The organism is Pseudomonas sp. NPDC090755 (assembly GCF_044769005.1).
Taxonomy (GTDB): domain Bacteria; phylum Pseudomonadota; class Gammaproteobacteria; order Pseudomonadales; family Pseudomonadaceae; genus Aquipseudomonas.
This window is the reverse complement of sequence record NZ_JBIVXC010000006.1, coordinates 220,482-247,457: the sequence shown is the minus strand read 5'-3', so window position 1 is coordinate 247,457 and position 26,976 is coordinate 220,482. Positions and strand designations below refer to the sequence as shown.

The window sequence follows — 26,976 nt, the reverse complement described above, 5'->3', positions numbered from 1 at the left end:
CGGGATCGGCCTGGTAGCACACTGCCGGTTCCGCCCACCTTCAGAGGACCTGATCATGCTCGAACTGCGCCCCAACTGTGAATGCTGTGGTCGCGACCTGCCTGGCGACAGCCAGGAGGCGCTGATCTGTTCGTTCGAATGCACCTTCTGCGTCGATTGCAACGAGCGCCAGCTCAAAGGCCAGTGCCCCAACTGCGGGGGTGAGTTGGTCAGGCGACCGGCGCGGGCGGCGGCCAAGCTGGTGAAGTATCCGGCATCGACCAAGCGTATCGTTAAAGAACAGGGTTGCGTGTAGGAGCGGGCTTGCCCCGCGATGCGATGCAATGGACACATCGCAATCGCGGGGCAAGCCCGCTCCTACAGGGGCCCCTGCGCCAACGATCATGGCACCTGATACTGGCTCAGGTACTTGTCCAGCACCGCCTTGTCGCCACTGCCATCGCCGGCCACCTGCCACAGGCGCCGCTCGATGCCCTGGGCCAGGAGGTGCCCCACCGCCGACTCGATGGCCGACAGCACGCACAATTGCGCCGGTTCGTTGGTGGTGTAGCCCACCTCGGCTTCCAGCAGTTTCTTGAACTCGATGAACTTGAACACCCCGGCACTGCGGCCAACCGAGTAGATGGTCTTGCTGGTCATGACGTTGGCCAGCACCTGGCCGCTGCGCACATCCACCGCCCGCAGGTTGACCGTCACCTGGTCGACCCGGTACTCGCGGGAGATGTCGATACCCAGGTAGCGCGCGCCCTCCCCGCCGCTGCGCACGTTGGTGTCGTAGGCGATGATGCCGCCTTCGAGCATCAGGTTGGCCGCCTGCAACGGTGGCAACTCACCCTGGATGTTCACCGGGGTATCGGGCTTTTTCTGCGAAGCGCGGATAATCTTGCGCTCGGTCAGCAGGTTCTGCAGCCCCTCACGCTCCAGCACCATGAACCAGCCGCTGGCCTGCAGGGCATCCATCAGCATGCTCGCCGCGCCCTGGGTGACGCTAGTGGAAAAGGAACTGGCCGGGGTCGGCTTGTATTGCCCGGTCTGGTCGCGAAAGCCATAGACCACGGCCATCAGCCGGCCTTTGGGCCGTGGCATGTTGATCAGGTCATAGTAAGTCGAGGCCCGTGGTGTCAGGGTCGGAATATCCGCGTCCTGTTCGGCTGGCATCGGTTCGCGCAGGCTGCAACCTTGCAGCGCGGCCAACATCAATACTGCGGTCAGAAATCGTTTCATGGCTGTCGCTCCCCATTGCCCCACCCGTCAAGGGTTCAGGCCGTTGACCGAAATTTCCGAAATTTCGCCGGTTGCCCGGTCGGTGACCTGAATGCTCAACGCCCCGGAATCGTCGATGACATTGATGATGAAAGCGTCGGTCTGCAGGCTGCCGGTGTTGCCGTTGTTGATGGTGTCCATCAGTTGCGACAGCAGACGCGACTCAAGCTGGTTGGTAAAACGCTCCAGGGCCGAGGTGCCGGCGAAGGCCGAGGCCCTGTCCTTGATTGCCGGATCGTCGTGGTCGTTCTGGGCCTGGGCGTTGTTGAGCAGCCAGGTGCCGTTGAGCGGGTTGCCGCCGAAGGCCGGGTTGACCGGGGTGTAGACCAGCTCGGTGGCTTGGGCCTGGCTGCCCAGGGCCGCCAGCAAGACCAGGGAGGCCAGGCGGCAGGTGTTTTTGTTGTTCATAGCTCATCCCTCTCAAGATCAGTGGTGTCCTGCAGCATCATCTGCAGCTTGCGCTGGATGATCTGCGCCTTGACCAGGTCAGCCGCTTCATAGGCGGCATCCTTCAGTTCTGTGGTGTTGGGTGGCAGGAACCGCCGGTAGACCACACGTTGCTCGTACTCGACCGTCACCAGGCTGCCCCAGCGTGCGTCCGGCCGCTCCCGTACCACCAGGTTGAAATCCAGGCGGCTGGTGGCACGCAGCCGCTCGGCGAAGCTGTAATAGAAGTCGTGGCCGATGTGCGAGATGGTGTTGTCGACGATAAACCCCATCATCTCGTCCTCGGCGCCGCCGCGGGCGGTGCCTGCCAGCAGCACCAGGGCCAAGGCGCAGGCGGTAAGGCGGCGGTTCATGGTCCGTCTCCCTGGGCAATGCCCTTGCGGGCGCCGGCGGCGGTGTCGGCGAAGGCTTTCTCGGCAACGAACTGCCAGTCGGCGTAATGACTCAGGCCTTCGAAGTCGGACCACTGGGCGGCGAAGCCGGTCTGCTTGAGCGGCATCTCTTGAGAGCGGCTGTAGATCCCGGTGATGCGCCCGTCGATCGAACGCACCAGGCCCCAGTCGTCGCTGCCGGTGATCGGGTCGGCGTAGAGACGGCGCAGGTGGCGCTTGATGCCGGGGTAGCGTGGATCTTCCAGCAGTTCGTCCAGGGTCTGTGGGTACTGGGCCAGGCCCGGCGAGTTGCGGTAGTAGCTGCGCAGCGCCTGGGCGTACTGGCCGCCGACCCACAGCAGATCGCGTTCGCGGTCACGCAGGGAGGCGGTCGACCACAAGGTCACGGTCGAGCCCAGGGCGATGCCGGTGACAGCAATCAGCAACAGCACCCCCAGGTAGGTGAAGCCCGCCTCGGCGGCGCTACCACTCGGCATAAAGGCTGCCATCACGCGCCCTCCCGGTTGAGCCGCTCTTGATGTCGGCCACGGAACCGGCCACCCCTTCCGGGGGTGCCACCACCTGCCACAGGTCGCGGCGCTCGGTGATCGGGTCCATGGGGGCGCTGCGCAGGTAGCGTTGTTCGACCAGTTGCTCCAGCGATTCGGGGTAACGGCCGGTGTCTCCATAATAATGGTCCAGGGCCTCGCGCATGACCGCCAGGCTCTGACGCAAGGTCGCCTCGCGGGAGGTCTCCAGGCTTTCGAAATAGCGCGGCATGGCGATGGTCATCAGGGTGGCGATGATCGCCATTACCACCAGCAACTCGATCAGGGTGAAGCCTTGGTTACGTTTCATGCTGCTCACCACTGCCCGTAGGCGATGCCGTTGAGGCCCTTGCCCGGCGCCTTGGAGTAGACGTCGAAGACGTCCTCGCCATCGCGCGGGTTCTGGGCGGAACTGTCGTAGCTGCGCAGGCCCCAGCCGCCTTCGTCGTCGCGTTTGTGCGCCACCAGGGGGTCGCGGGGAATGCGCCGCAGGAAGTAGAACTTGGCACCCTTGGCACTGCGTACATCACGTACCCCGTCCACCAGCACCTGCAGGCTCGGCGGGTAACCGCTGGCGTTCAGCGATTTCTCGATGTAGCCGGCGTCGAAGGCGCGCTTGTAGGCGTCGATGGCATCGCGAATCTGGTACAGCGCGGTCTTGAGCTCCTGCTCCTTGCCACGGCGCACCAGGGTTTCGGTCAGCGGTGCGGCGATCGAGGCCAGCAACCCGAGCAGCGCCAGGGTCAGCATCACTTCGATCAGGCTGAAACCCGCCATCGAGCGTTTCATGATTCAGGGCCTCACCGCGGTCGGTACCGCCGCTACCGGTTGATTTTCATCGACCTCCAGGCTCGGATTGGGGCTGATGTTGCGGATCTGCATGCTGGTTTCGGTGCCGGTGCGAAACTCCATGTCCGACGGGCTCTGGTACGGCAGGTTGCGGATGATCCGCGGGGTGATCGACAGCACCAGCTCCGATTGGCTCTTGTCGTTGCGGTTGCTGCCGAACAGCCGACCAAGGCCCGGGATGTCGCCCAGACCCGGGATCTTGTTGCCGCTGGCGCCCTGGTCGTTGCGCATCAGGCCGGCCAGTACCTGGGTTTCGCCGTCATGCAGGCGCAGACTGGTCTGGGCATTGCGCGTGTCGACCTGTACCGGGATGGTGCCCTGGCGGGTAGGTTCCAGCGGTTTGGCGTTGCTGACTTCCAGGGCCACCTTGATCGCCACTTCGTTGTTCAGGTGCACCACCGGGGTCACTTCGAGCTTCAGACCGACATCCAGGTAGGTAATGCTTTCGGTGATCACCGGCCCCTGGGTCGACGGCACCGAGGTGGCGCTGACGATCGGCACCCGCTGGCCGATGTGGATGCGCGCCTGCTCGCGGTTGCTGACCCGGATCACCGGGCTTGCCAGGGTGTTGATGTCGTTGTCCTGGGCGTTGATCTTGGCCTGGGGCGATGGCGAGAAGGTGATGCGCTCGGAGTTGATGCCGCGCAGCTGATCGATGGTGCTTACCGGGTTGCCGTCGTTGTTGAGGATCCCGAAGGTGTTGGGCCATTGCAGGCCCAGTTCGAGGATCCGCGAACGGGCGACTTCCATCACTTCGACTTCCAGCACCACTTCCGGGTTGGACTGGTCCTGGGACTGCAACAGCTTCTCGGCCATGCGCACGGCGTCGGGGGTGTCACGCATGGTCAGGGTGTTCAGACGCTCATCGACGAACACGTCGCGGGTCTTGAGCATGGTCTTGACCATGTTCAGCGCGGTGTTGGAGTCGATGCTGGTCAGGTAGAAGGTGCGCATCACCAGCTCCTGGTAATCCTTGGTCTTCTGGGGCGAGTCCGGATAGATCAGCAGGGTGTTGTCGTTCACCACTTTCTGGTGCAGCTGGTTCTGCTCCAGCAGCAGGGCCACGGCGTCTTCGATGCGTACATCGCGCACGAAGATGGTGGCTTTCATGTCCGGGCGCAGGTCCTTGTCGAAGATGAAGTTGAGCCCGGCCACCTGGGACAGCACCTCGAAGATGGTCTTGAGGTTGGCATCACGGAACTCCAGGGTCACCGGCCGTTCCAGCTTGGTCCGAAGTATCGGGTTGGGCTGGGCGGTGCGGCTCTGCACCAGTTCGATGTCCTTGCGCAGGGCCAGGCCGCCCTCGTTCTGCGGGTCCAGTTGCAGCACTTCGCGCATGTGCCGTTCGGCGCCGAACAGATCACCTGCGCGCAGGGCAGCCTGGCCCAGGGCGACACGCTCGCCGAGGTTGCGCATCTGCTCGATCTGGCGCACGGCTTCCTGGGCGCGGCGGTTGTTCGGCTCCAGGGTCAGTACCCGGCCATAGGCCATGCGCGCCCCGGCAAAGTCGTGGCGGCTGCGGTCGCTGTCGGCCTGGGTCAGCAGTTCTTCAATGGACTGCTTGCGCCCCTGGACCAGGGCGATGTTCAGCTCGGTGTCGCGCGGGTTCTCCTTGAGGGCCTCTTCCAGCCGGGCAACGCCGGCTTCGTACTGCCCTTCGTTGATCAGCGCCTGGCCGTCCTTGCGTGCGGCGGAGGTGCCGCAGCCGGCCAGGGCGACGCACAGTGCCAGCATCAGATACGGTGCTTTGTTGCAGTGCCTGGACGAAATCATGGTGCGCTCCCTACAGACAAGGTCTGGGACAGGTGCAACGGCAGGTAGACCAGGCTCAGCTCCGTGGCGGAGATGTGCTCGATCCGGTAGATGTCATCGATCACGTCGCCACGCCGCACGACGTACAGCTTTTCGCCGCTTTGCAGGAAGACCTGCTGGTCGTCGCGATCATCCAGACGGCCGACGAATTGAAAGGGCAGGACCGGCGCCGCCGGGGCCACGGCCACCGGCGCAACCGCCACGGGTTGTTCGGTGACAGTCGCCAGCTGGGCGGCCGGTTTCCAGTGCTTGCTCGGGAACAGGTCCCTCGGTTGCAGCGCCGGGGTCGCTGCGCCTTTGCTGGCGGCTTGCGCGGCCAGCGCGGCTTCTTTGCTGACAGTCGCTGGCGCATCGCTGCCCTCGCCATCGTCCGTGAAGAAGTAACCCGGTACCCAGGCCAGTACGGCTGCGGATCCGAGAAAGGCCAGCCAGGCCAGGCGGCGTTGAGTGTTCATCATGACCTCGACAGATAAAGGGTCATACGCAGGCGACCGGTCAGCTCGCTGTCACCGATCTTCTTGCGCTGCAGGTCGACGTCTTCGAGCACCAGCGCCGGCAGCTGGCCGAGCAAGGCGTGCACGAAGCGGCGGATCTGCGGGTAGCTGCCGCGCACCGGCAGGAGGATCTGGTAGCGCGCCAGTTGGGTCTTCGGATCGACCCCCAGGGCGTACTCGCCGCGGGACAGGCTGATGCGCTCGGACTTGGCCAGGCTGTAGATCCGGTCGATGGCCACGGTGGCCTGGGGCTGGGCCGGCAGCTGCTTGTGGAAGTCCTCCAGTTCGCGCTGGGGCACCTGTGGCAGTTTCAAGGCGCCGCGCTTGAGCTGTTGCAGTTGCTCGTCGGCTTGCTCGCGCTGGGCCTGCAGTTGTTGCAGTTGCTGCCATTGCGGCAGCACTGCCAGGGCACCGTAGAGCAGCGCCAGCAGGACCAGCGCCCCACCGGCCAGGCCGATCACGCCAACCTGCCGCGCACGCTCGTGGAGTATCAGGCTAGGGATGTGCATTGCCAGTCTCCCAGGTGGCGGACAGGTTGAACTGCACCGGATGCTCGGGCTGCTTGACCATGATTTCGTGGTTGAGCAGCGATACATCGCGCAACTCGTCGCTGGCTTCCAGACGCTTGTGGAAGGCCAGCATGGCTTCCAGGTCGCGGGCTTCGGCGCTGATACGCACCTGGCCCTTGCGCGCGTCGGGGGTCAGGGTCAGCAGCGCCACGTCGTCCTGGGGCATGGCTTCGAGCATGTTGAACAGGCGCTCCCAGGGCCTTTGCAGTTGCTGCGAGACGCTGCGCATCTGCGCCAGTTTCTCGCTCTGCTCACGGTTCTGTGCCGGAGTCAGTGCACTGCCCTGCTGTGGACGCTTGCCCAGTTGCTGTTCGACCTGATGCAGTTGCTGCTCGAACCCGGCCTGCTGCTGGCTGACGTTCTGCTGCAGGACCACGGCCCCCAGCACCAGGCTGACGCCGACGCCCAGCACCACCCAGGCCGCCAGGGGCGTGCGCCGGGGCTGGAAGTCCAGTTCCAGGCGGCGCATTTCAGGCCACCGCCCGGGACATGCTGCACAGCACGTCGCCGCCCTGACCGTTCAGTTCGCACAACTGCACCCCCTCAAGGGACGGCGGCTGCTCCTGGCGACCTGGCGCATGCAGGAACACCGGCAGTTGCCGCTCACCGGCGTTGAGTTCGCACTGGCGGGCGATCAGGGCTTGCAGGGCGGCATCGCTGTCGCCACCGCCCTGGGCGCTGACCTGTTGCCAGGTGCCGTTCTGGGCCAGCAGGCAGACACTGCGCTGTGGCTCGGCGAGCACGAACAGGAAGTCGCCGTGCCCCAGTTGTTCGGCAAAACGGTTGTAGGCGGCCATCAGGTACGGCCGCACCGAACGCAGGCGCAGGCCCAGGTCGCGGCAGTGGTCATTGAGCCGTTGCAGCAACGCTTCCGGCACGGCCGTGGCGATGCGCGCGATGCCTGCGGCCTCGGGTGACACCACCAGGCGCCAGCCGTCCAGGCTCTGGCCGTAATGGCTCTCGAAACAGGCCCGGGCATACTGGTACAGCTCGTCCGGCCGGTTGATGGCGGCGCTCCAGGGCACCAGGCAGAAGCGGCAGTACTGCGCCGACAGCAGCACCTGCAACTGGGCCCCCTTGCAACGCTGCTCGGCCAGCAGGCTGTGCAGGGTATCCAGGGCCTGGGTGGTGGCCTGGCTGCGTTCGGCGATAAAGCCCAGGCTACCCAGCCATTCCTGCTCCTGGCCCTGCAGGCGGGACAGGCCGACCCCCTGGGCACCGAGCACGGCGACAAATCGATCAGGCGACAAATGTGACACGATTGATCTCCTCCAGGGTGGTCCGGCCATCACGCACCAGTTCCAGTGCGGAGCTACGCAGCAGGCGCAAGCCACGTTGACAGGCCAGGGCGCGGATCTGCGACAGGGGTTTGCGTTCGACGATCATCTGCCGCAGCTCGTCGTCCAGGTGCAGCAGTTCGGCGATCGCGGTGCGCCCGCGATAACCGCTGCCACGGCACTGACCGCATCCGCTGCCGTGTACGAAGTGGTAATCACCGACCTGCCCGGCTTCCAGACCCGAGAGGCTCAGTTCCTCTTCGCTGGGCTGATGGCGGGTTGCGCAGTGCGGGCAGACCAGGCGGATCAGGCGCTGGGCCAGTACGGCATTGAGGGCGGAAACGAAGCTGTAGGGATCGACCTGCATCTGGCTGAAGCGGCCGATCACATCGAAGACGTTGTTGGCGTGGATGGTGGTGAACACCAGGTGGCCGGTGAGCGCCGACTGCACGGCGATCTGTGCGGTGTCCGGGTCGCGGATCTCGCCGACCATGATCTTGTCCGGGTCGTGACGCAGGATCGAACGCAGGCCGCGGGCGAAGGTCAGGCCCTTTTTCTCGTTGACCGGAATCTGCAGCACACCCGGCAACTGGTACTCCACCGGGTCTTCGATGGTGATGATCTTGTCCACGCCGTGGTTGATCTCGCTGATCATGGCGTAGAGGGTGGTGGTCTTGCCGCTGCCGGTGGGGCCGGTGACCAGGATCATGCCGTAGGGCTCGTTGGCCAGCCGACGCAGGCTGCGCAGGGTGTGGTCCTCGAAGCCCAGGGCCTGCAGCTGCACGCCGCTGACGCGATCGGCCAGGTCCTGTTTGTCGAGCACCCGCAGCACCGCATCTTCACCAAAGATGCTCGGCATGATCGAGACCCGGAAGTCGATCTGCCGGGCGCTGATGCCGATCTTGAAGCGACCGTCCTGGGGCACGCGTTTTTCGCCGATGTCCAGCTCGGCCATGACCTTGATCCGCGAGATCACCTGATCGGCGAACTCGCTGCCGCTGACCTTGCTGATGCTGTTGAGCACGCCATCGATGCGGTACTTGATCACCAGGCCGTTGCCGGTGACACCCAGGTGGATGTCGCTGGCGTGCATTTTCAGGGCGTCGTAGAGGGTCGAGTTGACCAGCTTGACCACCCGGCTCTGGTCTTCGCTGATGCTGGCCAGCGACAGGCTCTGCACGGTGTCGAGTTCGCTGACGGCGTCGCTTTCGGTGTCCAGCGAATCCACGGCGTGGAAGCTTTCTTCGTGGCGGGCCAGGTAGCCGGTGAGGTCGGCGGCCGTGACCAGGTACAGCGGTGCGCCCTGCAGGCATTCGTCGATCCAGGCCAGGCGGGCCGCGTCGAAAGGATCGGCGAATACACCCAGGGCCTGGCCGTCATGCTCCAGGAAAATGAACTCGCGTTTCAGGCATTGGGCCAGGCTAACCCGGTCGAACAGCGGCGCGGCGGCGAACAGCGCCTGGCTGTCGAGCACCGGGTAATGCAGGGTCAGGCCAAGGGCGGTGACAAGATCGGCGGCGTTCAGGCCGCTCAGTTGTTGCAGGGTATCGAGCAGGCGTTCGCCGCTTTGTTCGGCCAGAGCCCTGGCCTGGGCGAGCAACTCGCGGCCGAGGGGTGCGGGGGCACTGGACCTGGCGGGAACGACAGCGAGCGACAACGATTCCATGGCTTGCTCTCCAGCGCGGAGCGCGGCAAGCCAATGTCTGGTCTGCTCGCGCGTTACTCCCCGGTGAGCAGTTGGTCGTCGTCCGGCCCTGGCGGCCTTACGCCATTACGTCGGCGATCAGCCAGGACCCAACTACCATCGAACAACTGCAGCGGGAAACTCTCATTCCTGCTCTGGCGTCGTTCGACGAACCCCGTGTCCTCATTGCCTTCGCGCTTCTCTTGCCGCTTGAAACCGATCAGGTCGCAGACTGCGCGGGCCAGTTCCGCCAAGGGAAAAGGCTTGAACAGGATATGACTGACACCCAGCTGGTTGGCACGCTCACGGACCTCGGCGGTCGGATGGGCTGTGATCAACACGAAATGACAGTTCCTGCTCTGCCGCACCGTCTCCAGTACCTGAAACCCCTCCATGTCGGGCAAGCGATAATCGAGCACTATTACGTCGGGTTGGATGCTGGCGGCCAGTCCGATGGCACTCTCCCCGTCGTAGGCAACGTGGACGTTCAGGCCTTGCGCAACCAGGTAAGCCTGGATATTGCCCGCAAGGGTCTGCTCGTCATCGACTACCAATACTGTGTTAACCAAGGTCGACTCCTTGAAGCATCACAGGCCCGGTTTCCCGGTCTGGCGAAGTGCGACCTTGTACAGGCTTACGCATGCTTCGTGCCAGACATGAGACGGCGCTAATCACTGTGCTATGTCGTTGATTCTTTAAGCGTAGACGCAAATAGCCCCTCGCCTCTCCCCCAATGCCGGGGACCGGCTGGCACTTTGCCCCTACTGATATCCCCAACATTGGGGGGTCAGATGCGTCATCAGTCAAGTCGCTGCACCTGCCCGGCGTCTCGAAGACGCTGCAGCATGGCCCAGCGTGCCTGCGCCTGTTGCTGATCGATGAGGATGCGTTTTGCCAACTCCAGTCCCTGCTCCTCTTCGACAGGGCCAGTGGCACTTTGGTTCTGGGGCGCTTGAAAAGAATTCTCATTGGCTTTGTAGAAGGCTCGCACCTGCTCAGGACCGGGCTCGGGAACCTGCGAGGCCTGCATGAACACCTGTTGCGCGGCCAGCTCGTGGCGCATGTATTCGGCGAAGCTCTGGCTGTCGAAACCGGCGTCGGCCAGGCGCCGCTCAAACGTTTGCGCACCGCCCATGGCCTGACGCAGCTGATCGATCTGCGCGGTGATCTCATGGTCATCGACCTTGATCCCCTGGCGCTGGGCTTCCTGCCACAGCAATTCCTTGTCGATCAGGTCGGTCAGGGCCTGGTCGCGCAGGCGCTTGTAGACGCTGGGGTTGCGAATGCTGGTCAGCGCCCGCCCCTGGTCTTCCAGGTACTCGACAAAATAGCGCTCCAGGCGCAGCTGGCTGATTTCCACGCCATTGACCCGGGCCGCGGGCAGCCCCTCCTGGGCCTGCAGTGGCAGGGCCAGCACGCACAACAACAGGCAGAGCAGCTTCATGGCGTGTTCACCTCGCTAACGGGTCGATAGGCAGCCACCGGCCGAAACACAGGCCCGGGCATTTCCACGGTAATCACATGGGCGCCGGCCAGCCCTTGGCGCCGTCCCGGGCCGAACCCCAAAGGTGGGGTCAGGCCGGTCTGCACGTCATGCAGGCTTTCCAGGGCCAGCACCAGCTTCTCCCGGCTGGCGTCGCGGCCGATGCGCTTGAGCGCATCGCCCAGCAGTTGCATGGCACACCAGGTGCTCACCTGCAGCGCCCCCTGGCGACCATCCAGGCCCTGGCGCTGGCGCAAGCCATCGAGCGCCTGGCGGCCGGCCGGCGTCCAGTCGCCGGGCACAAAGGGATAGGCCAGGAACACGCGCCCGGACCAGGCCTGGGGCAGCTGCGGCAACTGCCCGGCCACCTGGCTGGAGGCGGCCAACAGGTACGGCGTGCGACCGGCGCGTTGCAACAGCTCGGTCAGGTGTGTGAACCCGTCGGCCTGGCCCAGGAAGAAGATCGCCTGGGCGTTGCTCGCCTGTTCATCCAGCGGCCCTGCCTGGATCCCGCTCCAGCCGCGGCGCTGCAGTTCCTGCCCGAGACGCCGGGCCAGGTCCTGCTGGGACGCATCGGCATAGACAATCCGGGTGTCGGCGCGCTCAAGCGCCAGGTTGGCCTGGGCATAGTCGGCCAGGCTCAACAGCTGCTCACGCAGGCCCGGCAACGGGTCGAAAATCTGCAAGCTGGTGGTCAACGCCGGTGTCGCACCGATCAACGGCACCCGCGCCTGCTCCAAGCGTGCCGCCAGGGTCGGCTCCAAGGCCGGTGCCAGGGGCGCGACCAGGGCGAACACCTGATCGTGCTCCAGCAATTGGTTCAAGGCCTGTTCGGCACTTGTCGGGTCCGGGCCGGGATCGAGGCTGATCAACTGCAGCTGGCGACCGTGGATGCCACCCTGCTGGTTGAGCGCCTCGATGCGGTCGTTGAGTACCGCCGCCACCACCCGGGCCGACGCGGCAAGCGGCCCCTGGGTCGGGAGCAAGGTGCCCAGGCGCAGGACCGTGTCCTGCACCCCGGGATCGCGGTCATCGGTCAGGCGCCTGAGGTAAGCCGTGAGGTTGCGCTGGTCGGCCATGCTCAACACGAACCGTGGCATCGCAGGGTCCAGGTGATTGCCGGCCGGGTCGCGGCCCTCCTGGATCGCCCGGGCCAGGCTGGTCTCGGTATAGGCCGGGTAGGTGCGCCCATTGACCTGACGTTGCCCCTGCCCCACCGCCAGGCGCTGCCAGCTCAGGTTCGGCGGGCGCACGCCGCCCTCGGCTCGGCCCAGGCCGTCGGCACCGTGGCAACTGGCGCAGGGCACCACGCTGGCAGGTACCAGCATGTCCGCCGCGCCCACCCGTGCCGAGACTTGCGCATCGCTGCTGGACAGGCCCTCGCGGTACAGGCGCTTGCCGGCCAGTTCCGCAGGGCTCAGGTCCAGGGCCTGGACGAGGCTGGTGGCAACCAGCAACATCGCCAGGGTCCCGATGCGCACCAGGCGGTTCATGAGGCTCAACGCCCGGCCAACGGTTGCGACAACAGTTGCAGGCGCTGGGCGATCGCCAGGGGCGGTGCGTCAGGGCGGATCTTGCTCCAGCGCTTGTTGCCGACGTCGCCGGCGATCAGTTGCGTGGAGTGTTGCTCGGGGCTCGGGATCAAATGCCCCAGGCGCCCCAGCACCAGATCGATATTGGCCTTGTCACCGGTCAGGAACAGCCAGTTGGGGCCATCCACCCCCTGCTTCTGGGCGAATTCCTTGAGCACCTGCGGGGTGTCGTTCACCGGGTCGCTGCTCACCGAGATGAAGGTGACCTTGCTCGCCGCCTCCTCGCCCATGGCCTCGCGCACCTCGCGCAGCTTGCGGGTGATCAGCGGGCAGGCATCGTTGCAGTGGGTGAAGATGACATTGAGCATCACCACCTTGTCCTTGAGCACATCACTGTAGAAACGCAAGGTCCGACCGTTCTGGTCCTGCACCAGGGTGTCGGTGAAATAGGTCTGGGCATCATGGGTGCCGGCGGTCGGTGTCACCGCCGCGGGTTTGGGGGCCTCGGGCTGGTGGCCTTCATGGGCCAGGGCCTGCGGACCAAGCAAGCACAGGCAGGCGCTCAGCGCCAGCCACGCGATGCCGTGCCGGGTGCGGTTGGCGGTGCTCATGGCTGCTGCTCCTGGGCAATGGCGGTGTGCTTGGCATGCACGCGCTTGGCGCTGAGGCGGTCGATTTCGCTGACCAGCAGCGCCGGGTCGGTAAAGCCATAGAAGCGCGTCCATTTGCCGCTGCGACCGTCGCCCACCAGGATCAGCGGCGGGTGCTCACCCAGGTTGGCACTGAAGCTGCCCAAACCCTTGAGGGTTTCGCTCACGGCGTAGGGCGTACCCGTCAGCCAGCTCCAGCCGGGCCCGGCCTGGAAGGTCTTGGCGTAGGTTTGCAGGCGCTTGGGATCGTCACGCTGCGGATCGACGCTGATCGACACCAGCTGCACGTCCTCCCCCACCCGTCCGCCGAGCTGCTTCTGCACCTTGGCCATGATCGATGACACCACCGGGCAGACGGTGGTGCAGCTGGTGTAGATGAACCCCATGACCACCAGGTGGTCACCCACCAGATCCTTCTCCAGGCGCACCGGCATGCCGTTCTGGTCCAGCAGCTGGACATCGGCGAAACGCACCGAGGTCTTCTCCTGGTGGGCGGCAGGCGCGCCGTGGGCGCTATGGTCGACACCTCCGTGGGCCTGGGCCAGGCCACAGCTGGCGGCGAGCAGGCAAAGGCTGAACAGTCTGCAGCGATCGAGCATTTTCATCGTACACTCCTTGAACCCGATTCAGACGCTTGTTGAGCCGCAGCGGGCAGGACCCGCAGGCTGGTGTAGTTGTTCTCGGCAAAGCCGCTGCCCAGGGACGGGGCCTGTACATGCAGGTACCAGGCACCACTTTCAGCCATTTCCAGCGGGGCCTCGTAGATTCCGTCACCCACTTCCTGAACGGCGCTGCTGCGCGCACGCGAGGTCGGCGCGAGGAAGTAGCGCACGCTCAGGTCCTTGACGCCGTTACGCGGTGCTCCGTTGCCCTCGACGATGCGAAAGCGCGCGGTAAAGGGCCGGCCCTGCACCACCACCGAGGAATCGAGCATGAACTCTACCCGCGGCGTCTGCCGGTGCGGCGCGGTGGCCGAGGCTGCCACGTCCGTGCTGAAGCAATGGATGATCTGCGGCTGGTTGAGCAGGAAGGCCACATCGAAGGTGCCTGAGGCCGGCAACTTGACCGTCGAGCTGTAGACCCCGGGTGCCACTTCGCGCAGGCTGCGGTCAACCACCAGGGCGGCGCGGGCGTTGGCGCCACGGTTGGCATAGCCGGACATCGGTGCGTTCATGCCCTCGGCGTAGAAGTAGGTGGTGTTGTCCACCGGGTTGACCACGAACACCGAGTTCTCGTCCCGGGCCACGGTCAGGCCCTGGGCCAGCGGCAGGTTGCCGGCCTGGCGCGGGGCGGCGGGTCCGGCATCGAACCCCTGGACGATGGGCTGGCGCCCTTCCCCAAGGCTGCCAAGATTGACCATGGTGACCTTGGGCGATGCCAGCCCGCGAATATAGGCATAGGCGCTGGTGAAGGTCAGTTGGTAGGGTTCGGCAGACACCGGCAGGCTGTGGATCAGCCGGTCGGTACTGGCATCGACCACCAGCGCCTGGCTTTCCAGGGTATTGAGGGCGATGCCGAAGCGTCCGTCCTTGCTGAAGCGCATCGGCCCCAGGCCTTGCTGGCCTTCGATCAGGTGGCGCAGGGTGTGGCTTCGGGCATCGACCACACTGATGGTGCCGTCGCGCCCGTCGGTCACATACACCGCCTGGGACAGTGGCGAATAGGCCACCGACAGCGGGTGCGAGCCGACTTTCAGGGTGTTGACCAGGCGCATCTCACTGGCATCGATCACGCTCAGGGTGCCGCTGTCGCGGTTGCTGACAAAGGCATAGCGCGAATCGGCGCTGAAGGCGATTTCGTGGTGCCCGGCACCGGTGGCGAAGAATTTCATGGCCTTGCGGCTCGGCACATCGATCACGGTCACGCCGCTCTCGGCCGGGTCGCTGGCATTGTTGCCGACCCACAACAGACGCTGGTCGGGCTGCATGGCCAGGCGCAGCGGCTGCTTGCCGGCGCCGAGGTTGGCCACACGCTGGAAGGTTTCGGTATCGATCAGCGCCACCTCACCACGCTCGGGCATCGACACGAATACCTGCTTGTCGTCGCCGGCGGCCACCCAGTCCATGGGCTGGCCCGGCAGCTCGATGCGCGCCAGGGTGCTGGTGACGCCGCCCACCGACACCGACGGGTCGATCACGGTCAGGCTGGCGTCCTTGTTCATCACCAGCAGGAAGTAGCCATTGAGGTCGAGCAAGGGACGCGCACCGATGCTGCTCTTGAGAAACATCGCCACGCGCGCCTTGCAGCTCTTGTCGCGGTCCTTGGCCGCGTCACCGGTGAGGGCCGGGTCCAGCCAGGCGCCGGGGGATACCCCCGACAGTGGCTGGCCGCTGTTCTGGTCAGTGATCTTGAAGCGCACATTGGCAAACGCACCCTCGGTCAGCACCCCGCCACTGCCCAGCGGCCTTGCCTCGAACTCGACGTTGACACCGTCGCGGCTCAGCCGGTGCAGGGCTTGTGGATCGCTCTCGACCAGCGCTTCGCGCGGGTCGCACCACAAGCTTTCATAAGCGATCCCCAGGCCCATCAGCGTCAGGCCGGTCATCAGTCCCAGGTACAACGGTCTGTTCTTCTTGATCATGACCTCTACCCCTTTGATTACTGCGCTGGTGGCGTAGCCGGTGGAGCTTCCTCGGTGACCCGCAGGATCCCCCAGAGTCCCGAGACGTTGCCGTAGGCGGCGTAGTCGCGGAACAGGTAGTCACCCGGTACGGCGTTGCCGCCCCCGGCACTGGAGGACATGAAGCTGAAGTGCGCGGCCGGCAGCACGCTCTCCTGGGCGCCGATGTACATCGCTTGCGGGTTGAAGCCGAAGCGCACCGAGCCGATGCCTGGCAGGTTCATAGGATAGCCCGACACATCGGATTTCTCGGCCTGGTAGTTGTGCAGTGGCCACAGGTGCCCGTCGAGCTGGTAGGTGATGCCACGGCTGCCACCGGTAGGCATCAGCACATGGCTGCGGAACGGCTGGCCGGGCTTGGCCCAGAGCACCGGGGTCTGCGGGTCGCTGCCGACCAGGGCGTTGCTGTAGGCCATATGGGCGTTGGGAACATCCGCCCAGCCATGGCCGTCGGCATGCCCGAACGGCGCATCCGGCGCCAGGCCGAAGCGGAACCACAGCGGCTCGGTCTTGTAGTTGATGGCCATGTTCGAGTTGTCCTTCGGATCGCCCGGTACGCCATTGCCTTCAGTGGCGATGCCTTCGACCGGCCGGCCGTCGGCCCAGCGCATGTTCAGCGAGCGCTGCCACAGGGTGGCGAAGTCGCGGTAGGCCGTTTGCCCCGGTACCTGCACCGTGGCCGAGGCGCGGCTGGCCGTGTCCTCCGTCCAGGTCGCGGTTTGCGGCAGGATGCTCATGCCACCGATCAGGCCCTTCTGGCCCTGCTTGATGACATCGGCCGGGGTGATGTTCAGGCCGCCGAACTCGATCGCCGTGGTGTTGATGTTGTCCACCGTGCGCCCTTGTTGCAGCACCGGCTTGCCTTCGCGTTCCAGGTGACCGGCGTAGTACTGGTACACCTTGCTCGGGTAGGCGCCGCTGGTGCCGGCCCGTGGCGGTACGGTCTGCACCGGGTTCTGGCCGACGTTGACACCGTCCGACTTGGTGATGTCGTAGGCCAGCAACTGGGTGTGCAGGCCGACGTGGCTGGAAGGCCTCATCAGGTTGTTGTTGAAGGCGGTGGAGCCTTCGCTGCCGTGGCGGTCACGCTTGACCACGTTTTGCATCACCGCGGTGCTGGGCAGGTCCGGCATCACCATTGGCAGGCGGTTCTCCAGGGTGACCTTCAGGCACTCGCCGGCCGCCGCGCGCAGCACCAGCGGTTCGATCGGTACACCAGGTTTGAGCTTGCCGGTGATTGGGTCCAGGTCGCCCTTGCGCACATAGAGGATGGCGGTCGGATCGTGCAACGGCCCGCTGTGACCGCCGATGGTGAAGGTCTCGCCATCTTCCGGATCGGTCACGGTCACCTGTGGGATGCTGGTGCGCCGGCTGTTGTAGACCAGGGTGCCGCCGTTGGCCTTGAGCGGGCCGCCGACATGCTGGCCGACGCCGGCCGGGTCGTTGATGCTCACGCCCAGCGGGTTGCCGAGGATGTCGTTGGCCAGGGCCGCGACAATCTCATAGCTGCGCTGGGTGGTGGGCCGGGTACCGATGCCGTTGGGGTTTGCGGTGTAACGTGGGCAGATACCGTCGAACGCCACGGTATTGCGCGCCGCCATCGGCATCGGGTTGTTCGGCAGCGCGAACAGGTCGGTGCGCGGGGTAGTGTAGTTGCGCATGATCCCCCAGATACCGTTCCAGTAGCCTTCATGGGCGGCGTCCAGCGAATACAGGTAGTCGCCGTTGGGCGAAGCGGAACTGGAGATCATCGACACCGGTGCCATGAAGCCCAGCTGTTCGGAGATGCCCACCATCTGCGAGGACTTCCACCCCGAGTTGGAGCTGTTGCCGAAGCCCGAGCCGTTCTGCAGCCACTTGACGCCGTGCAGGGTCACGTTGTGCTCCTCTTCATGGCCACCGGCGTGCATGCGCAGGCGCACGTTGTCGCCGGAGTAGGTACGCAGCATCGGCGTGAAGGGGTCGCCCGCCTCGGCACCGCCCTTGTTGATGTGCGGTGGGAACAGCGTGGTGCCACCGGTCGGGCCGACCGCCGAGGTGATCAGCGCCGGCGACATGTTCATCGCCTGGATGGCACGGTCGGTACGGCTTTGCATGGCGTACGCCAGGTCGCCGCCGTAGCCGTCGGCCTGCATGCCGCGCTTGCCGTCGGGTGCGACCTTGTTGGGGTCGAAGACGCGCAGGGCCAGCGGTTCGTTGCGGTAGTTGACGACGAACATGCCCGGGTCATCCACCGAGATGGCCTGCGGGCAAGGCCGAGACGGGCATCCAGGATTCAGGCCGCCACGGGACTCGACCACCGCTTCGAGCAGGTTCGACGCGGCCTGGCGCACAGGGGGGTTGATGGCGTAGCGGAAGCTGTCGGCGGTGGCCGGGTAAGCCTGGGCGTTGGGGATGCCGTCAGGGCCGGCGCCGACATACACACCGGCCTCGTAGGCATGCTGGAAGTCACTGTATTCCAGGAAGAACTCGCGATAGCTGTCGTTGCGACCGTCACCATCATGATCGCCGGTCTTGACCACTGCCTGCCACGAGGTCGGCCCGCCGTCTTCGCGCAGCGCCGGGTTGTACAGCTGCTCGCCGGTTTCGGCGTGGTACCAGGTGGAGTTCGCCGGTTCCGCCAGAACGGTGGCGTACAGGCCCAGTTGCTGGTGGGTCGATGGGCCGAGGTGGTCGTGGGTGAAAATGGTGCCCAGGCCACGGTCGACGTTGAACACGTTGACCACCGGGTCCGCGAACCAGCGTTGCATGGCCGTGCGGGCGCCCATCCAGTCGGCGCGTCCGTATTTGCCGAAGAACGGGTGCGCCTTGGCCACCGGACACTCGGCCGTGCCTTCACGCGGGTCACCGGTCTGGCACTGGTTGAACTCGCGGATGGCATCGATACGCTCGACCACGGTACCGGGCGAGAGAATGCCGTCTTCGTAGTTCCAGCCGTTGGCCGAGCCGTCGGCGGCGGTCAGGTCCCACTTGGGCAGGTGGATGTGCTGGCCGATCACGTCGGTAGGGGTACGCACCTGGTAGTCGTCCATCTCATAGAAGGACGGAATCAGGTTGGTGTGCTGGTACATCACGCAGTCGAAGGTGTTGATGCGCATCACCAGGGGCTCTGGTGGGCGCTGCTTGTTGATCACCTGCCAGGCGTCCTCCCAGAGGGCGATGATGCGCGCCTGCGGAAAGTGGTAGCCGACCTTGTTGTACACCGCGTCGAACTGGATGTTGGCACCCTTGTAGATGCGCGGACGGTCGGCGGTGAACGGCGATGAGCCGGTGAAGGTCATGCCGTCCATGCGCTCGCCGCTGGCGTACTCACCCACCGGGCTGGCCTGGGTCAGGCGCTTGGCGCGGTCGTCCATGCAAGGTTCGTAGTATGGGGCACCGGCGGTGGGCAAGGCGCCGTTGGTGCGGAAGTTGCGCGGCACGGGCGCCGCGCCTGGCACCAGGGCGTAGCTGGGGTGATCGAGCTTGGCATGGAAGCTCATGGCCGCCTGCTCGACATCGGTGCCCTCTTCCGGCAGGAACACCGCCTTGGCCTTGGTGATCTGCTTGGTGAAATCCAGCGCGGTGGTGGTGACATCGGCTTCACCGCCGGCGGCCATGCCATCGAGTGCATGGCGTGGCAGGCCGCCGTCCCAGCCGCCGACCTGGTTCGGGTCGAGGTTGGCCCACAGGGCGTTGCCGCTGTTTTTCAGCGCCTTGGCCTTGTCCGGGTCGAGCATGTCCAGCGGCGGGGTTGGCGGACGTTGGCCCACGGTGCTCTCCATGCCACCGATCCAGAACGGGAAGCCTGGGTTTTTCAGGCTGCCGTCGGCGTTGGTGTCGTTGCGATCGACCAGGACCAGCGAGCCGATGGCCCTTGGTGCGGCTTCATGCTGGCCGCTGTCGTCATCGCCCTCTTCCTCGTCCTCGTCGTCATCGTTCTCGGCGACCAGGGTCGGTGCCAGTTTGGGTATCACCGCAACCTTGCCCGGCATCGGCGCCATGGCCTTGCCAGGTAGCGGTACGATGGCCGGAATCGGCGTACCGGCAACGATCTCGCCGTCCGGCAAGGCACGGGCACCGGCAGCCGGCTTGCCGCTGCGCAGGGCAAACGGCGTGCTGTGGAAACCGTCCTGCCCTTCGCTCGAGACTTCCAGGCGAGTACCTTCCTCGAACACATCGTGCACCCGCCACATGCTCCACATGCCCTGGGCGAAGTGCGGATAGAAGTGGCAGTGGTAGATGGCATCGCCCGCTACCCGGTTGCGGTTGCCCGAACCGCCGTTGGCGATTTCATAGGTGTAGCCCACGCCCGGGCCGATGCCCTGGGCGTCGACATAGTCGGAGTTGTCGTCGTTGGGGTTGAACAGCCACTGGTGCCCGTGCAGGTGGAAGATGTGCTGCTCGTGGCCATTGTGGGTGTTGCGGAACTTGACGAAGTCACCGATATAGCTGTGGTTGACGTTGGCAGGCTCCGACGGATACAGGGCCATGCTGGCCTTGACCCCGACCTGGTCGGCATTCGGGGTTTGCCCCGGGCGGATGTTCTCAAGCCCTACGTTGGCCGGCACGTCCACCAGCATGGCCACGTCGCCGACGGTGTGCGCGCTCAGGAAGAACTCTTCGTAGGCACACGACAGGCAGTCATGCATCGGCCCTACGCCCAGGCGGTTGGCCACCACTTCGGCGCCCATCCCGCCGGAGCCGTAGTTGATCATGAACGAGTCGCGGGTCGGCTCCAGCACATGCCCCATCACCGGATCTGCCCAGTAACCGGGAAACGCCTGGGTGGAGGCCGCTTCGTCGGTGAACTGCGCGGCGAAGTCACGGAACGGCTCAAGGCGGTTGGGGATCGCCGGGTTGCGTTTGCCGAGACTTTCCAGCGGATAGGTCGAAGGCGGGAAGCTGCCATCGGTGTTGGGGCCCATGACCACCGCGTCGCTTTCGCTGGAGATGATTTCGTTGCCATCAATCATGGCGATGATCTTCGATCCGGCCTTGCCTTCACGGATCCAGGGCTCACGCTGCGGATAGCGGGCCTCGTAGTCGACGATGGGCTGGCCGGTGGGGGCGCGGCCGGTGGTGGCCAGGCGCATCTCTTCTTCGGTCAGGGTGTTGCGGTAGGTGCGGGCATTTTTCGGCAGTACCACGATCTGCCCGAACAGGCCATTGGAGACGTTGCCGGCGGTCCCTTCACCCCCAAAGGTGGCGCCCTGGCTGGTGGCGGCAAAGGCACCTTCGCGCTCGGCGTACAAGGTATAGGAACGGGTGGAACCGGGAGCAATCAGGAAGTTGCCGTTGCGGCCGGTGTTGGCGGCAATGTCACCGACGCTGTTGACCGCCTGCAGGCCGTTGACCTGGAAGCCCACATGACGGTCGGTGACCTGCTCGTCGGCGACAAAGTTTTCACCACCGCCCTGCTCAACGTCTTCGCCACCTTCGTTCTCCTCTGCCTCGTTCTCCTCGCCTTCGTTCTCTTCTTCGTGATCGATGCCGTGCTTGTTCGGGTTGGCCTGGTAGGCCAGCAGGTTCTGCAGGTTGACGGTCAGGCAGTCGCCGGCGGCAACCCGCAGCACGATGGGCCGTGGGCGCTTGTCCGGACGCAGGCTGACCTTGCCCGGCACTGCCGCCCCGCCATGGGCCAGGGACACCTGATGTTCGTCGACCACATCGCGGGCCAGGGCGAACATCATGCCGTTGGCATTCTGCGCCCCCAGGCGGTTGAACATCAGCGGTTGATCGAGGGCGACGACGTTGGCGACCAGCGTGCGATTGCAACTGATGGCCGCCTCACTGTCCGCCTGCCAGCCCAGGGCGGCGGTGAGCAACAATGAACTAAGGACGGAGCCTTTTATCGGGATCATGGTGCACCTCCGCTGGTGCCTGGTTCTCTGGGGAGGCTGGAGCAAGTGCCGTGCCAGAAGCTTTTATTGTTTTTTATCAGTAACTTGCATTTCGTATTGAATCTCAATTGGGGGTCATTCCCCGCAATTCCCCACATTTAGGGAAAGACCGGTCTTCCTTGCCGGGGCTGCTGCGCAGCCTTTTGTGTGGGAGCTGGCAGCGCCAGCGATGCAAGGCGCAGCCTTGCCCATCGCCGGTCACAACGGCGCATCCTGCGACAGCCCCTGCAAGCGCCGGTACTGGCGCAGCACCTTGGGCACATAACGCTGGGTCTCGGCATAGGGCGGGACGATCCCCCCACGGCGCATCACCGCGTCGGGGCCGGCGTTGTAGGCCGCCACCGCGAGGGTGATGTCGTTGTCGAACAGGGTCAGCATGCGTTTGAGGTAGCGCGCCCCGCCTTGCACGTTGGAGCGCGGATCCAGGACGTTCTTGACCCCCAACTCCTTGGCCGTGCCCGGCATCAATTGCATGAGCCCGGCGGCTCCGCTGGGTGAGCGGGCATTGGGGTTGTAGCGCGACTCGGCATGGATCACCGCATGAAGCAGCGCCGGCGGCAGGTCGTTGGCCTTGGCCGCCGCAGCCACCAGCTCGGCGTACGGCAGGCCGGTGATCAGTTGCGCCTGGCCGTTGCCGGCCAGGCTCGACCCCGCTTGTTCAGTAATGACCCGTTCATACTGGCGTCCGGGTCGGTGGACGTTGGTCAGCACGTAGCTGCCATCGGCCTTGATCGAAATGTAGAAATCGGCCTGGGCCGGTTGGGTCCAGACAAGCCAGAAGAAGATTCCCGCAGTGAGCCAGCGCATCGTACCGCCCTCCCCGTTGCGTCCCCCGAAAAGTGGGGCATATGCCCCGATTGCCGAGGCGTGGACCTACTGACGCAAGCACTGTGCCGCCTTGCCGTGCCCGTGGCGCAAAGGCTCGGGGCAGACGCGCACAACAATTGCATGGGGCCTTGCAGGCGCACGAAGGAGGGCCTTTGGCATGAACGACAAAAAACGCGCACAACAGGGATTCACCCTGCTCGAACTGCTGGTGGTACTGGTGGTGTTGGGGCTGCTCGCCGGGATCGTCGCACCCAAGTACTTCAGTCAGTTGGGGCGCTCGGAGGCCAAGGTGGCCCGGGCGCAGATCGAAGGCTTGGGCAAGGCCCTGGACCTGTACCGGCTGGAGGTGGGGCATTACCCCAATTCCGAGCAAGGCTTGCAGGCGTTGGTCATCGCCCCCAGCGACGAGACCCGCTGGTCGGGGCCCTACTTGCAGAAGAAAGTGCCGCAAGATCCGTGGGGGCGTAACTACATCTATCGCCAACCCGGTGAAAACGGCGAGTACGACCTGCTCTCCATGGGCAAGGACGGCCAACCCGGCGGCGAAGGCGAGAACGCCGAGATCACCAGTTGGCAGTAGGCGGAGGAACGGCACATGCGCTTCGAGCTCAAGGCACTGGGGAAAACCGGGGTGGTCCTGCTGACGCTGGACGCCCAGGACGCAGGACAAGCCCGGCAGCAAGCCGAGCAGCAAGGCTTGCGGGTGGTCAGCGTGCGCAACTGCGAACGCTTCGCCCGCTTGCGCTGGCGCCGTGGCGAGGTGTTCGACCTGGTGCTGTTCAGCCAGGAGCTGACCACCCTGCTCAACGCCGGCCTGCCGCTGATCGACGCCCTGGAAAGCCTGGCCGAAAAGGAGTCGGCGGCGCAGGCGCGCAAGACCCTGGGTGAACTGGTGCGGCTGCTGTACGAAGGCAAGTCCTTCTCCCAGTCCCTGGCCCTGCTGCCCAGCGTGTTTCCGCCGCTGTACGTCGCCCTGGTGCAGTCGAGCGAGAAGACCGGCGCCCTGGGCGATGCCCTGGGGCGCTATGTCAGTTACCGCCAACGCATGGACGAAGTGCGGCAGAAGATCATCAGTGCCTCGATCTACCCGCTCTTGCTGCTGTTGGTGGGCGGTGGCGTGGTGCTGTTCCTGCTGGGCTATGTGGTACCGCGCTTCAGCCTGGTGTTCGAAGGCCTGGGCACCGAACTGCCGTGGCTCTCGCGGCTGCTGATGCAGGCCGGGATGTTCCTGCATGCCCATCAGGCGCCCTTGGCCATGGGCTTTGCCGGGACGCTGGCGGGGTTGTTCCTGCTGCGCCGCGACCCGCGGGTGCGGCGCTGGCTTAACCGCCAGCTCGAACGCCTGCCGGCCCTGCACCGGCGCCTGGTGATGTACGAGTTGGCGCGCTTCTATCGCTCCCTGGGGATCCTTCTGCAAGGCGGTATTCCCATCCTGACCGCCATGGGCATGGCCCGCGGCCTGCTGGGTGCGGCGGCCAGCCAGCGCTTGGAACTGGCCTGCGAGCGGGTGCGCGAAGGCCTTTCGCTGTCGGCGGCGCTGGAAGTCGGGCAACTGGTGACCCCGGTGTCGCTGCGCCTGCTGCGCGCCGGCGAGCAATCGGGCAACCTGGGGCAGATGATGGAGCGCAGCGCCGATTTCTACGACGAAGAGATCAGCCGCTGGATCGAATGGTTCGTGCGCCTGTTCGAACCCCTGCTGATGACCTTCATCGGTCTGTTGATCGGCTTTATCGTGATCCTGATGTACATGCCGATCTTCGAGCTGGCGTCGAGCATCCACTAGCGGCTGGCGTGACAATCATTCGCACTTGCTGTATACAATCGGCCGGTCTCATTGCGAGGCCGCCCTCGCCTGCCGCTCGCGGTCTCGCTGCCACCTTCCCCCGAGGACAGCAGGATGACCGAACGCTTCACCGATACCCTTCGCCGCCTGAGCGAACCGGGCTGGACCCGCTCCATCGAGCACCGCTTCGTCAACGAACTGATGGCCGGCACCGTGGACGATGCCGTGATGATCAATTACCTGATCCAGGACCATCGCTTCATCGATGCCTTCCTGACCCTGCTCGGCGCCGCCATCGCCACCGCCGACACCTTCGAGGCACGCATTCGCCTGGGCCGGTTCACCGGGGTGATCTCGGGTGAAGAGAACACCTATTTCCTGCGAGCCTTCCAGGCCCTGAGCGTGAGTGACGCACAACGCCGCGACGCGCCCGACTCGGCGCCCACCGCAGGCTTCAAGGCGCTGATGCGCGAAGCGGCGGCCAGCCGTTCCTACGCCGCAGCGCTGGCGGTGCTCAACGTTGCCGAAGGGCTGTACCTGGACTGGGCCCTGCGCGCCAAAGGGTCGCTGCCGCCACGCTTCGAGCATGCCGAATGGATCACCCTGCACGACAACCCGGACTTCCAGGCCTTCGTCGCCTTCCTGCGCGCTGAACTGGACCGGGTCGGCGCGACCGAACAGCAGACCAGCACCGACTTCTTCCTGCGCGCCGTGAAGCTGGAACAGGCGTTCTTCGACGCCGCCTACGACATCTAAGGATCGAACCATGGATATTTTCGAGCGCCTCAAGCAGGCCGCCAGCGCCGACTGGAACAGCTACGTCGACCACCCCTTCGTTCGCCAGATGGGCGCCGGCACCCTGGCCCAGCCGGCCTTTCGCAAGTACCTGGTGCAGGACTACCTGTTCCTGATCCAGTTCGCCCGTTCCTGGGCGCTGGCCGCCTACAAGAGCCGCACCCTGGACGATATCCGCGCCGCCCAGGCGGGGCTGGCGGCCATCCTCGACGAGACCGCGCTGCACGTGCGCCTGTGCGAGCGCTGGGGGCTGAGTGCCGACGACCTGGCCGCCACCCCGGAACACCAGGCCACTGTCGCCTACACCCGCTTCGTGCTCGACTGCGGCGCCGCCGGTGACCTGCTCGACCTGCATGTGGCCCTGGCACCCTGCGTGATCGGCTATGCCGAGATCGGCCGCAACCTGAGCCCCGACGGCATCGAGGCCCTGGCCGATCATCCCTACCGGGAGTGGATCGGCGAATACGCCGGCAGCGGCTACCAGGGCGTGGCCACCGCAGCGCGGGCACACCTGGACACACTGGCGGCACGGACCATGACCGAACAGCGCTTCGGGGAACTGGTCAAGGTGTTCGCCCAGGCCTCGCGCCTGGAGGCCGACTTCTGGCAGATGGGCCTGGACGCAGTGTAACCGCCGCGCCTACAGCGGTAGCGGCTTGACTGCGGCGCAGGCGCAACCCGGTCACCTCGTTGTACCTGACAAACTGAAGTCGCCAGGTCTTACGGTCGCTTCGCGACCGATCGCAGCCTGGCGGCAGCGGCTACACCGCCAGGCAATCAAGGCAGTTGTTGCTGCATGGGTAGCCGCTGCCGAGGAACGAGGCTGCGATCGACTGCGCAGCAGGCGCAATCCAACCACCCCGGTGCACCTGACAGACTGAACTCGCCAGTTGTACGGTCGCTTCGCGACCGATCGCAGCCTGGCGGCAGCGGCTACACCGTCAGGCAATCAAGGCAGTTGTTGCTACAGGGGTAGCCGCTGCCGAGGAACGAGGCTGCGATCGACTGCGCAGCAGGCGCAATCCGACCACCCCGGTGTACCTGACAGACTGAACTCGCCAGGTTTTACGGTCGCTTCGCGACCGATCGCAGCCTGGCGGCAGCGGCTACACCATTAGGTAACCACGGCAGTTGCGCTTACAGTCAGTAGTCGTAACGATCCACCGCCCGGCGCCGTTCGTTGTCGTCACGCATGTCGTAGTTGGCGGTGGTCTGGATGTTGGTGTGGTGCGCCAGCTTCTGGGCAATCGACAGGTCATGCTCCTCGATCACCCGGGTGATGAAGGACCGGCGAAAGTCGTGGGGCATGATCTTCACCCCAACCTGTGTGCCACGCTGGCGGGCGATGTAGTAGATCGCATGCTTGGTGATGCGCTCGCGGGTGATATGGCTGCCACGACGGATGCGGTTGAACAGGAAGTCGTCGTCGGCCTGGCCCTCGGGCAACTGCTCTCGCCGGAACGCCAACCAGGCATTGAGCTTGTCGAACGCCCAGGTTGGCGCGTACTTGATCAACTGCTTGTTGCCCTTGCCCAGCACCTGCAGGCTGCGCTCATTGAAGTCGACCTGGGCCAGGCTCAGGTTGACCGACTCGGACTTGCGCATACCGGTGCCGTACAGCAAGGCGATCACCGCCGCGTCGCGCAGGCCCTGGGGCCGGGGGTCGGCGGCGCAGGCCTCCATCAGCTCGCGAATCAGGCTGCGCTTGAGGTTGCGGCCAGCGGGCAGGCGCGTGCCCTGGGCCGGCTTGACCGTGCGGATGCGCAACAGCTGGTCCTGGCTGACCTGGCCCAGGCGCCAGGCCTCATTCATGACCCCGCGCACGGCATTGACGTACAGCGACGAGGTGTTCGGCGCATAACCGTCGGCACGCAAGGCCGCCACCAGGGCGGTGACATGCCCGGGTTCGAGCTGGTGCCAGGGCACCTCGGCAATGTCGCAATCCTCGAACCCCAGGCGGTCGGCGGCGTCCTGGAGGATGTACTTCATGGTCAGCTGGCTGGACGGTGCCAGGCGGGCGAGGTATTGCAGCAAGGGGTTTTGCAGTGAATCGGACAAACCGGGAATCCTGTAGAGCTGAACTGAGGCC

General features: G+C 65.2%; 26 protein-coding genes. 5 read left to right on the top strand and 21 right to left on the bottom strand.

Features of this window, described 5'->3' with window-relative positions; translation table 11 throughout:
• Positions 1 to 55: 55 nt before the first annotated feature.
• The gene (locus tag ACIQUS_RS12375) at positions 56 to 295 is read left to right on the top strand and encodes a DUF1272 domain-containing protein (RefSeq protein WP_403047354.1); all 240 of its coding nucleotides are present in this window, start codon (positions 56 to 58) and stop codon (positions 293 to 295) included.
• A gap of 86 nt (positions 296 to 381) precedes the next feature.
• Here the strand turns inward: ACIQUS_RS12375 and ACIQUS_RS12370 are convergent, their stop codons facing one another.
• The 20 genes from ACIQUS_RS12370 to ACIQUS_RS12275 form a co-directional block, all read right to left on the bottom strand.
• Complete coding sequence (locus ACIQUS_RS12370) at positions 382 to 1,224, bottom strand: CsgG/HfaB family protein (protein ID WP_403047353.1); 843 nt, start codon at positions 1,222 to 1,224, stop codon at positions 382 to 384.
• A gap of 27 nt (positions 1,225 to 1,251) precedes the next feature.
• Entirely contained in the window at positions 1,252 to 1,671 is a 420-nt protein-coding gene (locus ACIQUS_RS12365; RefSeq protein ID WP_403047351.1) for a curli assembly protein CsgF, read from the bottom strand.
• Positions 1,668 to 2,063 (bottom strand): curli production assembly/transport protein CsgE, encoded by a 396-nt coding sequence (gene csgE / locus ACIQUS_RS12360; RefSeq protein ID WP_403047349.1) that lies wholly within the window; start codon positions 2,061 to 2,063, stop codon positions 1,668 to 1,670. Before csgE ends, ACIQUS_RS12365 begins: the two co-directional genes overlap by 4 nt.
• Positions 2,060 to 2,590, bottom strand: a complete 531-nt coding sequence (locus tag ACIQUS_RS12355; RefSeq protein ID WP_403047346.1) for a type II secretion system protein — start codon at positions 2,588 to 2,590, stop codon at positions 2,060 to 2,062. Before ACIQUS_RS12355 ends, csgE begins: the two co-directional genes overlap by 4 nt.
• On the bottom strand, positions 2,565 to 2,939 hold the full coding sequence (locus ACIQUS_RS12350) for a type II secretion system protein (protein ID WP_403047343.1): 375 nt from the start codon (positions 2,937 to 2,939) through the stop codon (positions 2,565 to 2,567). Before ACIQUS_RS12350 ends, ACIQUS_RS12355 begins: the two co-directional genes overlap by 26 nt.
• Positions 2,940 to 2,944: 5 nt before the next feature.
• Positions 2,945 to 3,418 carry a type II secretion system protein gene (locus ACIQUS_RS12345; RefSeq protein WP_403047341.1) on the bottom strand — a complete coding sequence of 158 codons (474 nt, stop codon included), beginning with the start codon at positions 3,416 to 3,418 and terminating at the stop codon, positions 2,945 to 2,947.
• Positions 3,419 to 3,421: 3 nt separating this feature from the next.
• Positions 3,422 to 5,251, bottom strand: a complete 1,830-nt coding sequence (locus tag ACIQUS_RS12340) for a secretin N-terminal domain-containing protein (protein WP_403047339.1) — start codon at positions 5,249 to 5,251, stop codon at positions 3,422 to 3,424.
• Positions 5,248 to 5,745, bottom strand: a complete 498-nt coding sequence (locus ACIQUS_RS12335) for a hypothetical protein (RefSeq protein ID WP_403047337.1) — start codon at positions 5,743 to 5,745, stop codon at positions 5,248 to 5,250. Before ACIQUS_RS12335 ends, ACIQUS_RS12340 begins: the two co-directional genes overlap by 4 nt.
• A complete protein-coding gene (pilO, locus tag ACIQUS_RS12330; protein WP_403047335.1) occupies positions 5,745 to 6,293 on the bottom strand; it encodes a type 4a pilus biogenesis protein PilO in 549 nt (182 codons plus the stop codon). The genes ACIQUS_RS12335 and pilO overlap by 1 nt, the downstream gene beginning before the upstream one ends.
• The gene (locus tag ACIQUS_RS12325; protein WP_403047332.1) at positions 6,280 to 6,822 is read right to left on the bottom strand and encodes a PilN domain-containing protein; all 543 of its coding nucleotides are present in this window, start codon (positions 6,820 to 6,822) and stop codon (positions 6,280 to 6,282) included. The genes pilO and ACIQUS_RS12325 overlap by 14 nt, the downstream gene beginning before the upstream one ends.
• A gap of 1 nt (position 6,823) precedes the next feature.
• Positions 6,824 to 7,612 carry a hypothetical protein gene (locus tag ACIQUS_RS12320; RefSeq protein WP_403047329.1) on the bottom strand — a complete coding sequence of 263 codons (789 nt, stop codon included), beginning with the start codon at positions 7,610 to 7,612 and terminating at the stop codon, positions 6,824 to 6,826.
• Positions 7,593 to 9,296 (bottom strand): GspE/PulE family protein, encoded by a 1,704-nt coding sequence (locus ACIQUS_RS12315; RefSeq protein ID WP_403047327.1) that lies wholly within the window; start codon positions 9,294 to 9,296, stop codon positions 7,593 to 7,595. Before ACIQUS_RS12315 ends, ACIQUS_RS12320 begins: the two co-directional genes overlap by 20 nt.
• Before the next feature lie 53 nt (positions 9,297 to 9,349).
• Positions 9,350 to 9,883: a response regulator gene (locus tag ACIQUS_RS12310; protein WP_403047324.1), complete on the bottom strand. Its 534-nt coding sequence runs from the start codon at positions 9,881 to 9,883 to the stop codon at positions 9,350 to 9,352.
• Between the two features lie 230 nt (positions 9,884 to 10,113).
• Positions 10,114 to 10,758: a SurA N-terminal domain-containing protein gene (locus ACIQUS_RS12305; RefSeq protein ID WP_403047321.1), complete on the bottom strand. Its 645-nt coding sequence runs from the start codon at positions 10,756 to 10,758 to the stop codon at positions 10,114 to 10,116.
• Entirely contained in the window at positions 10,755 to 12,290 is a 1,536-nt protein-coding gene (locus tag ACIQUS_RS12300) for an ABC transporter substrate-binding protein (protein ID WP_403047318.1), read from the bottom strand. The genes ACIQUS_RS12305 and ACIQUS_RS12300 overlap by 4 nt, the downstream gene beginning before the upstream one ends.
• 5 nt (positions 12,291 to 12,295) lie before the next feature.
• Positions 12,296 to 12,940 carry an SCO family protein gene (locus ACIQUS_RS12295; RefSeq protein ID WP_403047315.1) on the bottom strand — a complete coding sequence of 215 codons (645 nt, stop codon included), beginning with the start codon at positions 12,938 to 12,940 and terminating at the stop codon, positions 12,296 to 12,298.
• Complete coding sequence (locus ACIQUS_RS12290; RefSeq protein ID WP_403047312.1) at positions 12,937 to 13,584, bottom strand: SCO family protein; 648 nt, start codon at positions 13,582 to 13,584, stop codon at positions 12,937 to 12,939. The genes ACIQUS_RS12295 and ACIQUS_RS12290 overlap by 4 nt, the downstream gene beginning before the upstream one ends.
• Positions 13,581 to 15,560: a cytochrome D1 gene (locus ACIQUS_RS12285; RefSeq protein ID WP_403047309.1), complete on the bottom strand. Its 1,980-nt coding sequence runs from the start codon at positions 15,558 to 15,560 to the stop codon at positions 13,581 to 13,583. Before ACIQUS_RS12285 ends, ACIQUS_RS12290 begins: the two co-directional genes overlap by 4 nt.
• A gap of 17 nt (positions 15,561 to 15,577) precedes the next feature.
• Positions 15,578 to 21,442, bottom strand: a complete 5,865-nt coding sequence (gene mnxG, locus ACIQUS_RS12280) for a manganese-oxidizing multicopper oxidase MnxG (RefSeq protein ID WP_403047306.1) — start codon at positions 21,440 to 21,442, stop codon at positions 15,578 to 15,580.
• Between the two features lie 237 nt (positions 21,443 to 21,679).
• Positions 21,680 to 22,288 (bottom strand): lytic transglycosylase domain-containing protein, encoded by a 609-nt coding sequence (locus ACIQUS_RS12275; protein WP_403047304.1) that lies wholly within the window; start codon positions 22,286 to 22,288, stop codon positions 21,680 to 21,682.
• A gap of 178 nt (positions 22,289 to 22,466) precedes the next feature.
• On the opposite strand from ACIQUS_RS12275, the gene gspG reads away from it, so the two are divergent.
• The 4 genes from gspG (at position 22,467) to tenA (ending at position 25,518) form a co-directional block, all read left to right on the top strand.
• Entirely contained in the window at positions 22,467 to 22,889 is a 423-nt protein-coding gene (gspG, locus tag ACIQUS_RS12270) for a type II secretion system major pseudopilin GspG (protein ID WP_403047302.1), read from the top strand.
• Between the two features lie 15 nt (positions 22,890 to 22,904).
• Entirely contained in the window at positions 22,905 to 24,092 is a 1,188-nt protein-coding gene (locus tag ACIQUS_RS12265) for a type II secretion system F family protein (protein ID WP_403047298.1), read from the top strand.
• A gap of 114 nt (positions 24,093 to 24,206) precedes the next feature.
• Positions 24,207 to 24,848 carry a TenA family protein gene (locus ACIQUS_RS12260; protein ID WP_403047296.1) on the top strand — a complete coding sequence of 214 codons (642 nt, stop codon included), beginning with the start codon at positions 24,207 to 24,209 and terminating at the stop codon, positions 24,846 to 24,848.
• Positions 24,849 to 24,858: 10 nt separating this feature from the next.
• Positions 24,859 to 25,518 carry a thiaminase II gene (gene tenA / locus ACIQUS_RS12255; protein WP_403047294.1) on the top strand — a complete coding sequence of 220 codons (660 nt, stop codon included), beginning with the start codon at positions 24,859 to 24,861 and terminating at the stop codon, positions 25,516 to 25,518.
• 512 nt (positions 25,519 to 26,030) lie between these two features.
• Here the strand turns inward: tenA and xerC are convergent.
• Positions 26,031 to 26,945: a tyrosine recombinase XerC gene (gene xerC, locus ACIQUS_RS12250; protein WP_403047291.1), complete on the bottom strand. Its 915-nt coding sequence runs from the start codon at positions 26,943 to 26,945 to the stop codon at positions 26,031 to 26,033.
• Positions 26,946 to 26,976 lie beyond the last annotated feature (31 nt).

Excerpts from the sequence above, each read along its gene's own strand:
- ACIQUS_RS12375 (WP_403047354.1), top strand. The coding sequence starts at position 56 with ATGCTCGAACTGCGCCCCAACTGTGAATGCTGTGGTCGCGACCTGCCT.
- ACIQUS_RS12370 (WP_403047353.1), bottom strand. The coding sequence starts at position 1,224 with ATGAAACGATTTCTGACCGCAGTATTGATGTTGGCCGCGCTGCAAGGT.
- ACIQUS_RS12365 (WP_403047351.1), bottom strand. The coding sequence starts at position 1,671 with ATGAACAACAAAAACACCTGCCGCCTGGCCTCCCTGGTCTTGCTGGCG.
- csgE (WP_403047349.1), bottom strand. The coding sequence starts at position 2,063 with ATGAACCGCCGCCTTACCGCCTGCGCCTTGGCCCTGGTGCTGCTGGCA.
- ACIQUS_RS12355 (WP_403047346.1), bottom strand. The coding sequence starts at position 2,590 with ATGGCAGCCTTTATGCCGAGTGGTAGCGCCGCCGAGGCGGGCTTCACC.
- ACIQUS_RS12350 (WP_403047343.1), bottom strand. The coding sequence starts at position 2,939 with ATGAAACGTAACCAAGGCTTCACCCTGATCGAGTTGCTGGTGGTAATG.
- ACIQUS_RS12345 (WP_403047341.1), bottom strand. The coding sequence starts at position 3,418 with ATGAAACGCTCGATGGCGGGTTTCAGCCTGATCGAAGTGATGCTGACC.
- ACIQUS_RS12340 (WP_403047339.1), bottom strand. The coding sequence starts at position 5,251 with ATGATTTCGTCCAGGCACTGCAACAAAGCACCGTATCTGATGCTGGCA.
- ACIQUS_RS12335 (WP_403047337.1), bottom strand. The coding sequence starts at position 5,745 with ATGAACACTCAACGCCGCCTGGCCTGGCTGGCCTTTCTCGGATCCGCA.
- pilO (WP_403047335.1), bottom strand. The coding sequence starts at position 6,293 with ATGCACATCCCTAGCCTGATACTCCACGAGCGTGCGCGGCAGGTTGGC.
- ACIQUS_RS12325 (WP_403047332.1), bottom strand. The coding sequence starts at position 6,822 with ATGCGCCGCCTGGAACTGGACTTCCAGCCCCGGCGCACGCCCCTGGCG.
- ACIQUS_RS12315 (WP_403047327.1), bottom strand. The coding sequence starts at position 9,296 with ATGGAATCGTTGTCGCTCGCTGTCGTTCCCGCCAGGTCCAGTGCCCCC.
- ACIQUS_RS12305 (WP_403047321.1), bottom strand. The coding sequence starts at position 10,758 with ATGAAGCTGCTCTGCCTGTTGTTGTGCGTGCTGGCCCTGCCACTGCAG.
- ACIQUS_RS12300 (WP_403047318.1), bottom strand. The coding sequence starts at position 12,290 with ATGAACCGCCTGGTGCGCATCGGGACCCTGGCGATGTTGCTGGTTGCC.
- ACIQUS_RS12295 (WP_403047315.1), bottom strand. The coding sequence starts at position 12,940 with ATGAGCACCGCCAACCGCACCCGGCACGGCATCGCGTGGCTGGCGCTG.
- ACIQUS_RS12290 (WP_403047312.1), bottom strand. The coding sequence starts at position 13,584 with ATGAAAATGCTCGATCGCTGCAGACTGTTCAGCCTTTGCCTGCTCGCC.
- ACIQUS_RS12285 (WP_403047309.1), bottom strand. The coding sequence starts at position 15,560 with ATGATCAAGAAGAACAGACCGTTGTACCTGGGACTGATGACCGGCCTG.
- mnxG (WP_403047306.1), bottom strand. The coding sequence starts at position 21,442 with ATGATCCCGATAAAAGGCTCCGTCCTTAGTTCATTGTTGCTCACCGCC.
- ACIQUS_RS12275 (WP_403047304.1), bottom strand. The coding sequence starts at position 22,288 with ATGCGCTGGCTCACTGCGGGAATCTTCTTCTGGCTTGTCTGGACCCAA.
- gspG (WP_403047302.1), top strand. The coding sequence starts at position 22,467 with ATGAACGACAAAAAACGCGCACAACAGGGATTCACCCTGCTCGAACTG.
- ACIQUS_RS12265 (WP_403047298.1), top strand. The coding sequence starts at position 22,905 with ATGCGCTTCGAGCTCAAGGCACTGGGGAAAACCGGGGTGGTCCTGCTG.
- ACIQUS_RS12260 (WP_403047296.1), top strand. The coding sequence starts at position 24,207 with ATGACCGAACGCTTCACCGATACCCTTCGCCGCCTGAGCGAACCGGGC.
- tenA (WP_403047294.1), top strand. The coding sequence starts at position 24,859 with ATGGATATTTTCGAGCGCCTCAAGCAGGCCGCCAGCGCCGACTGGAAC.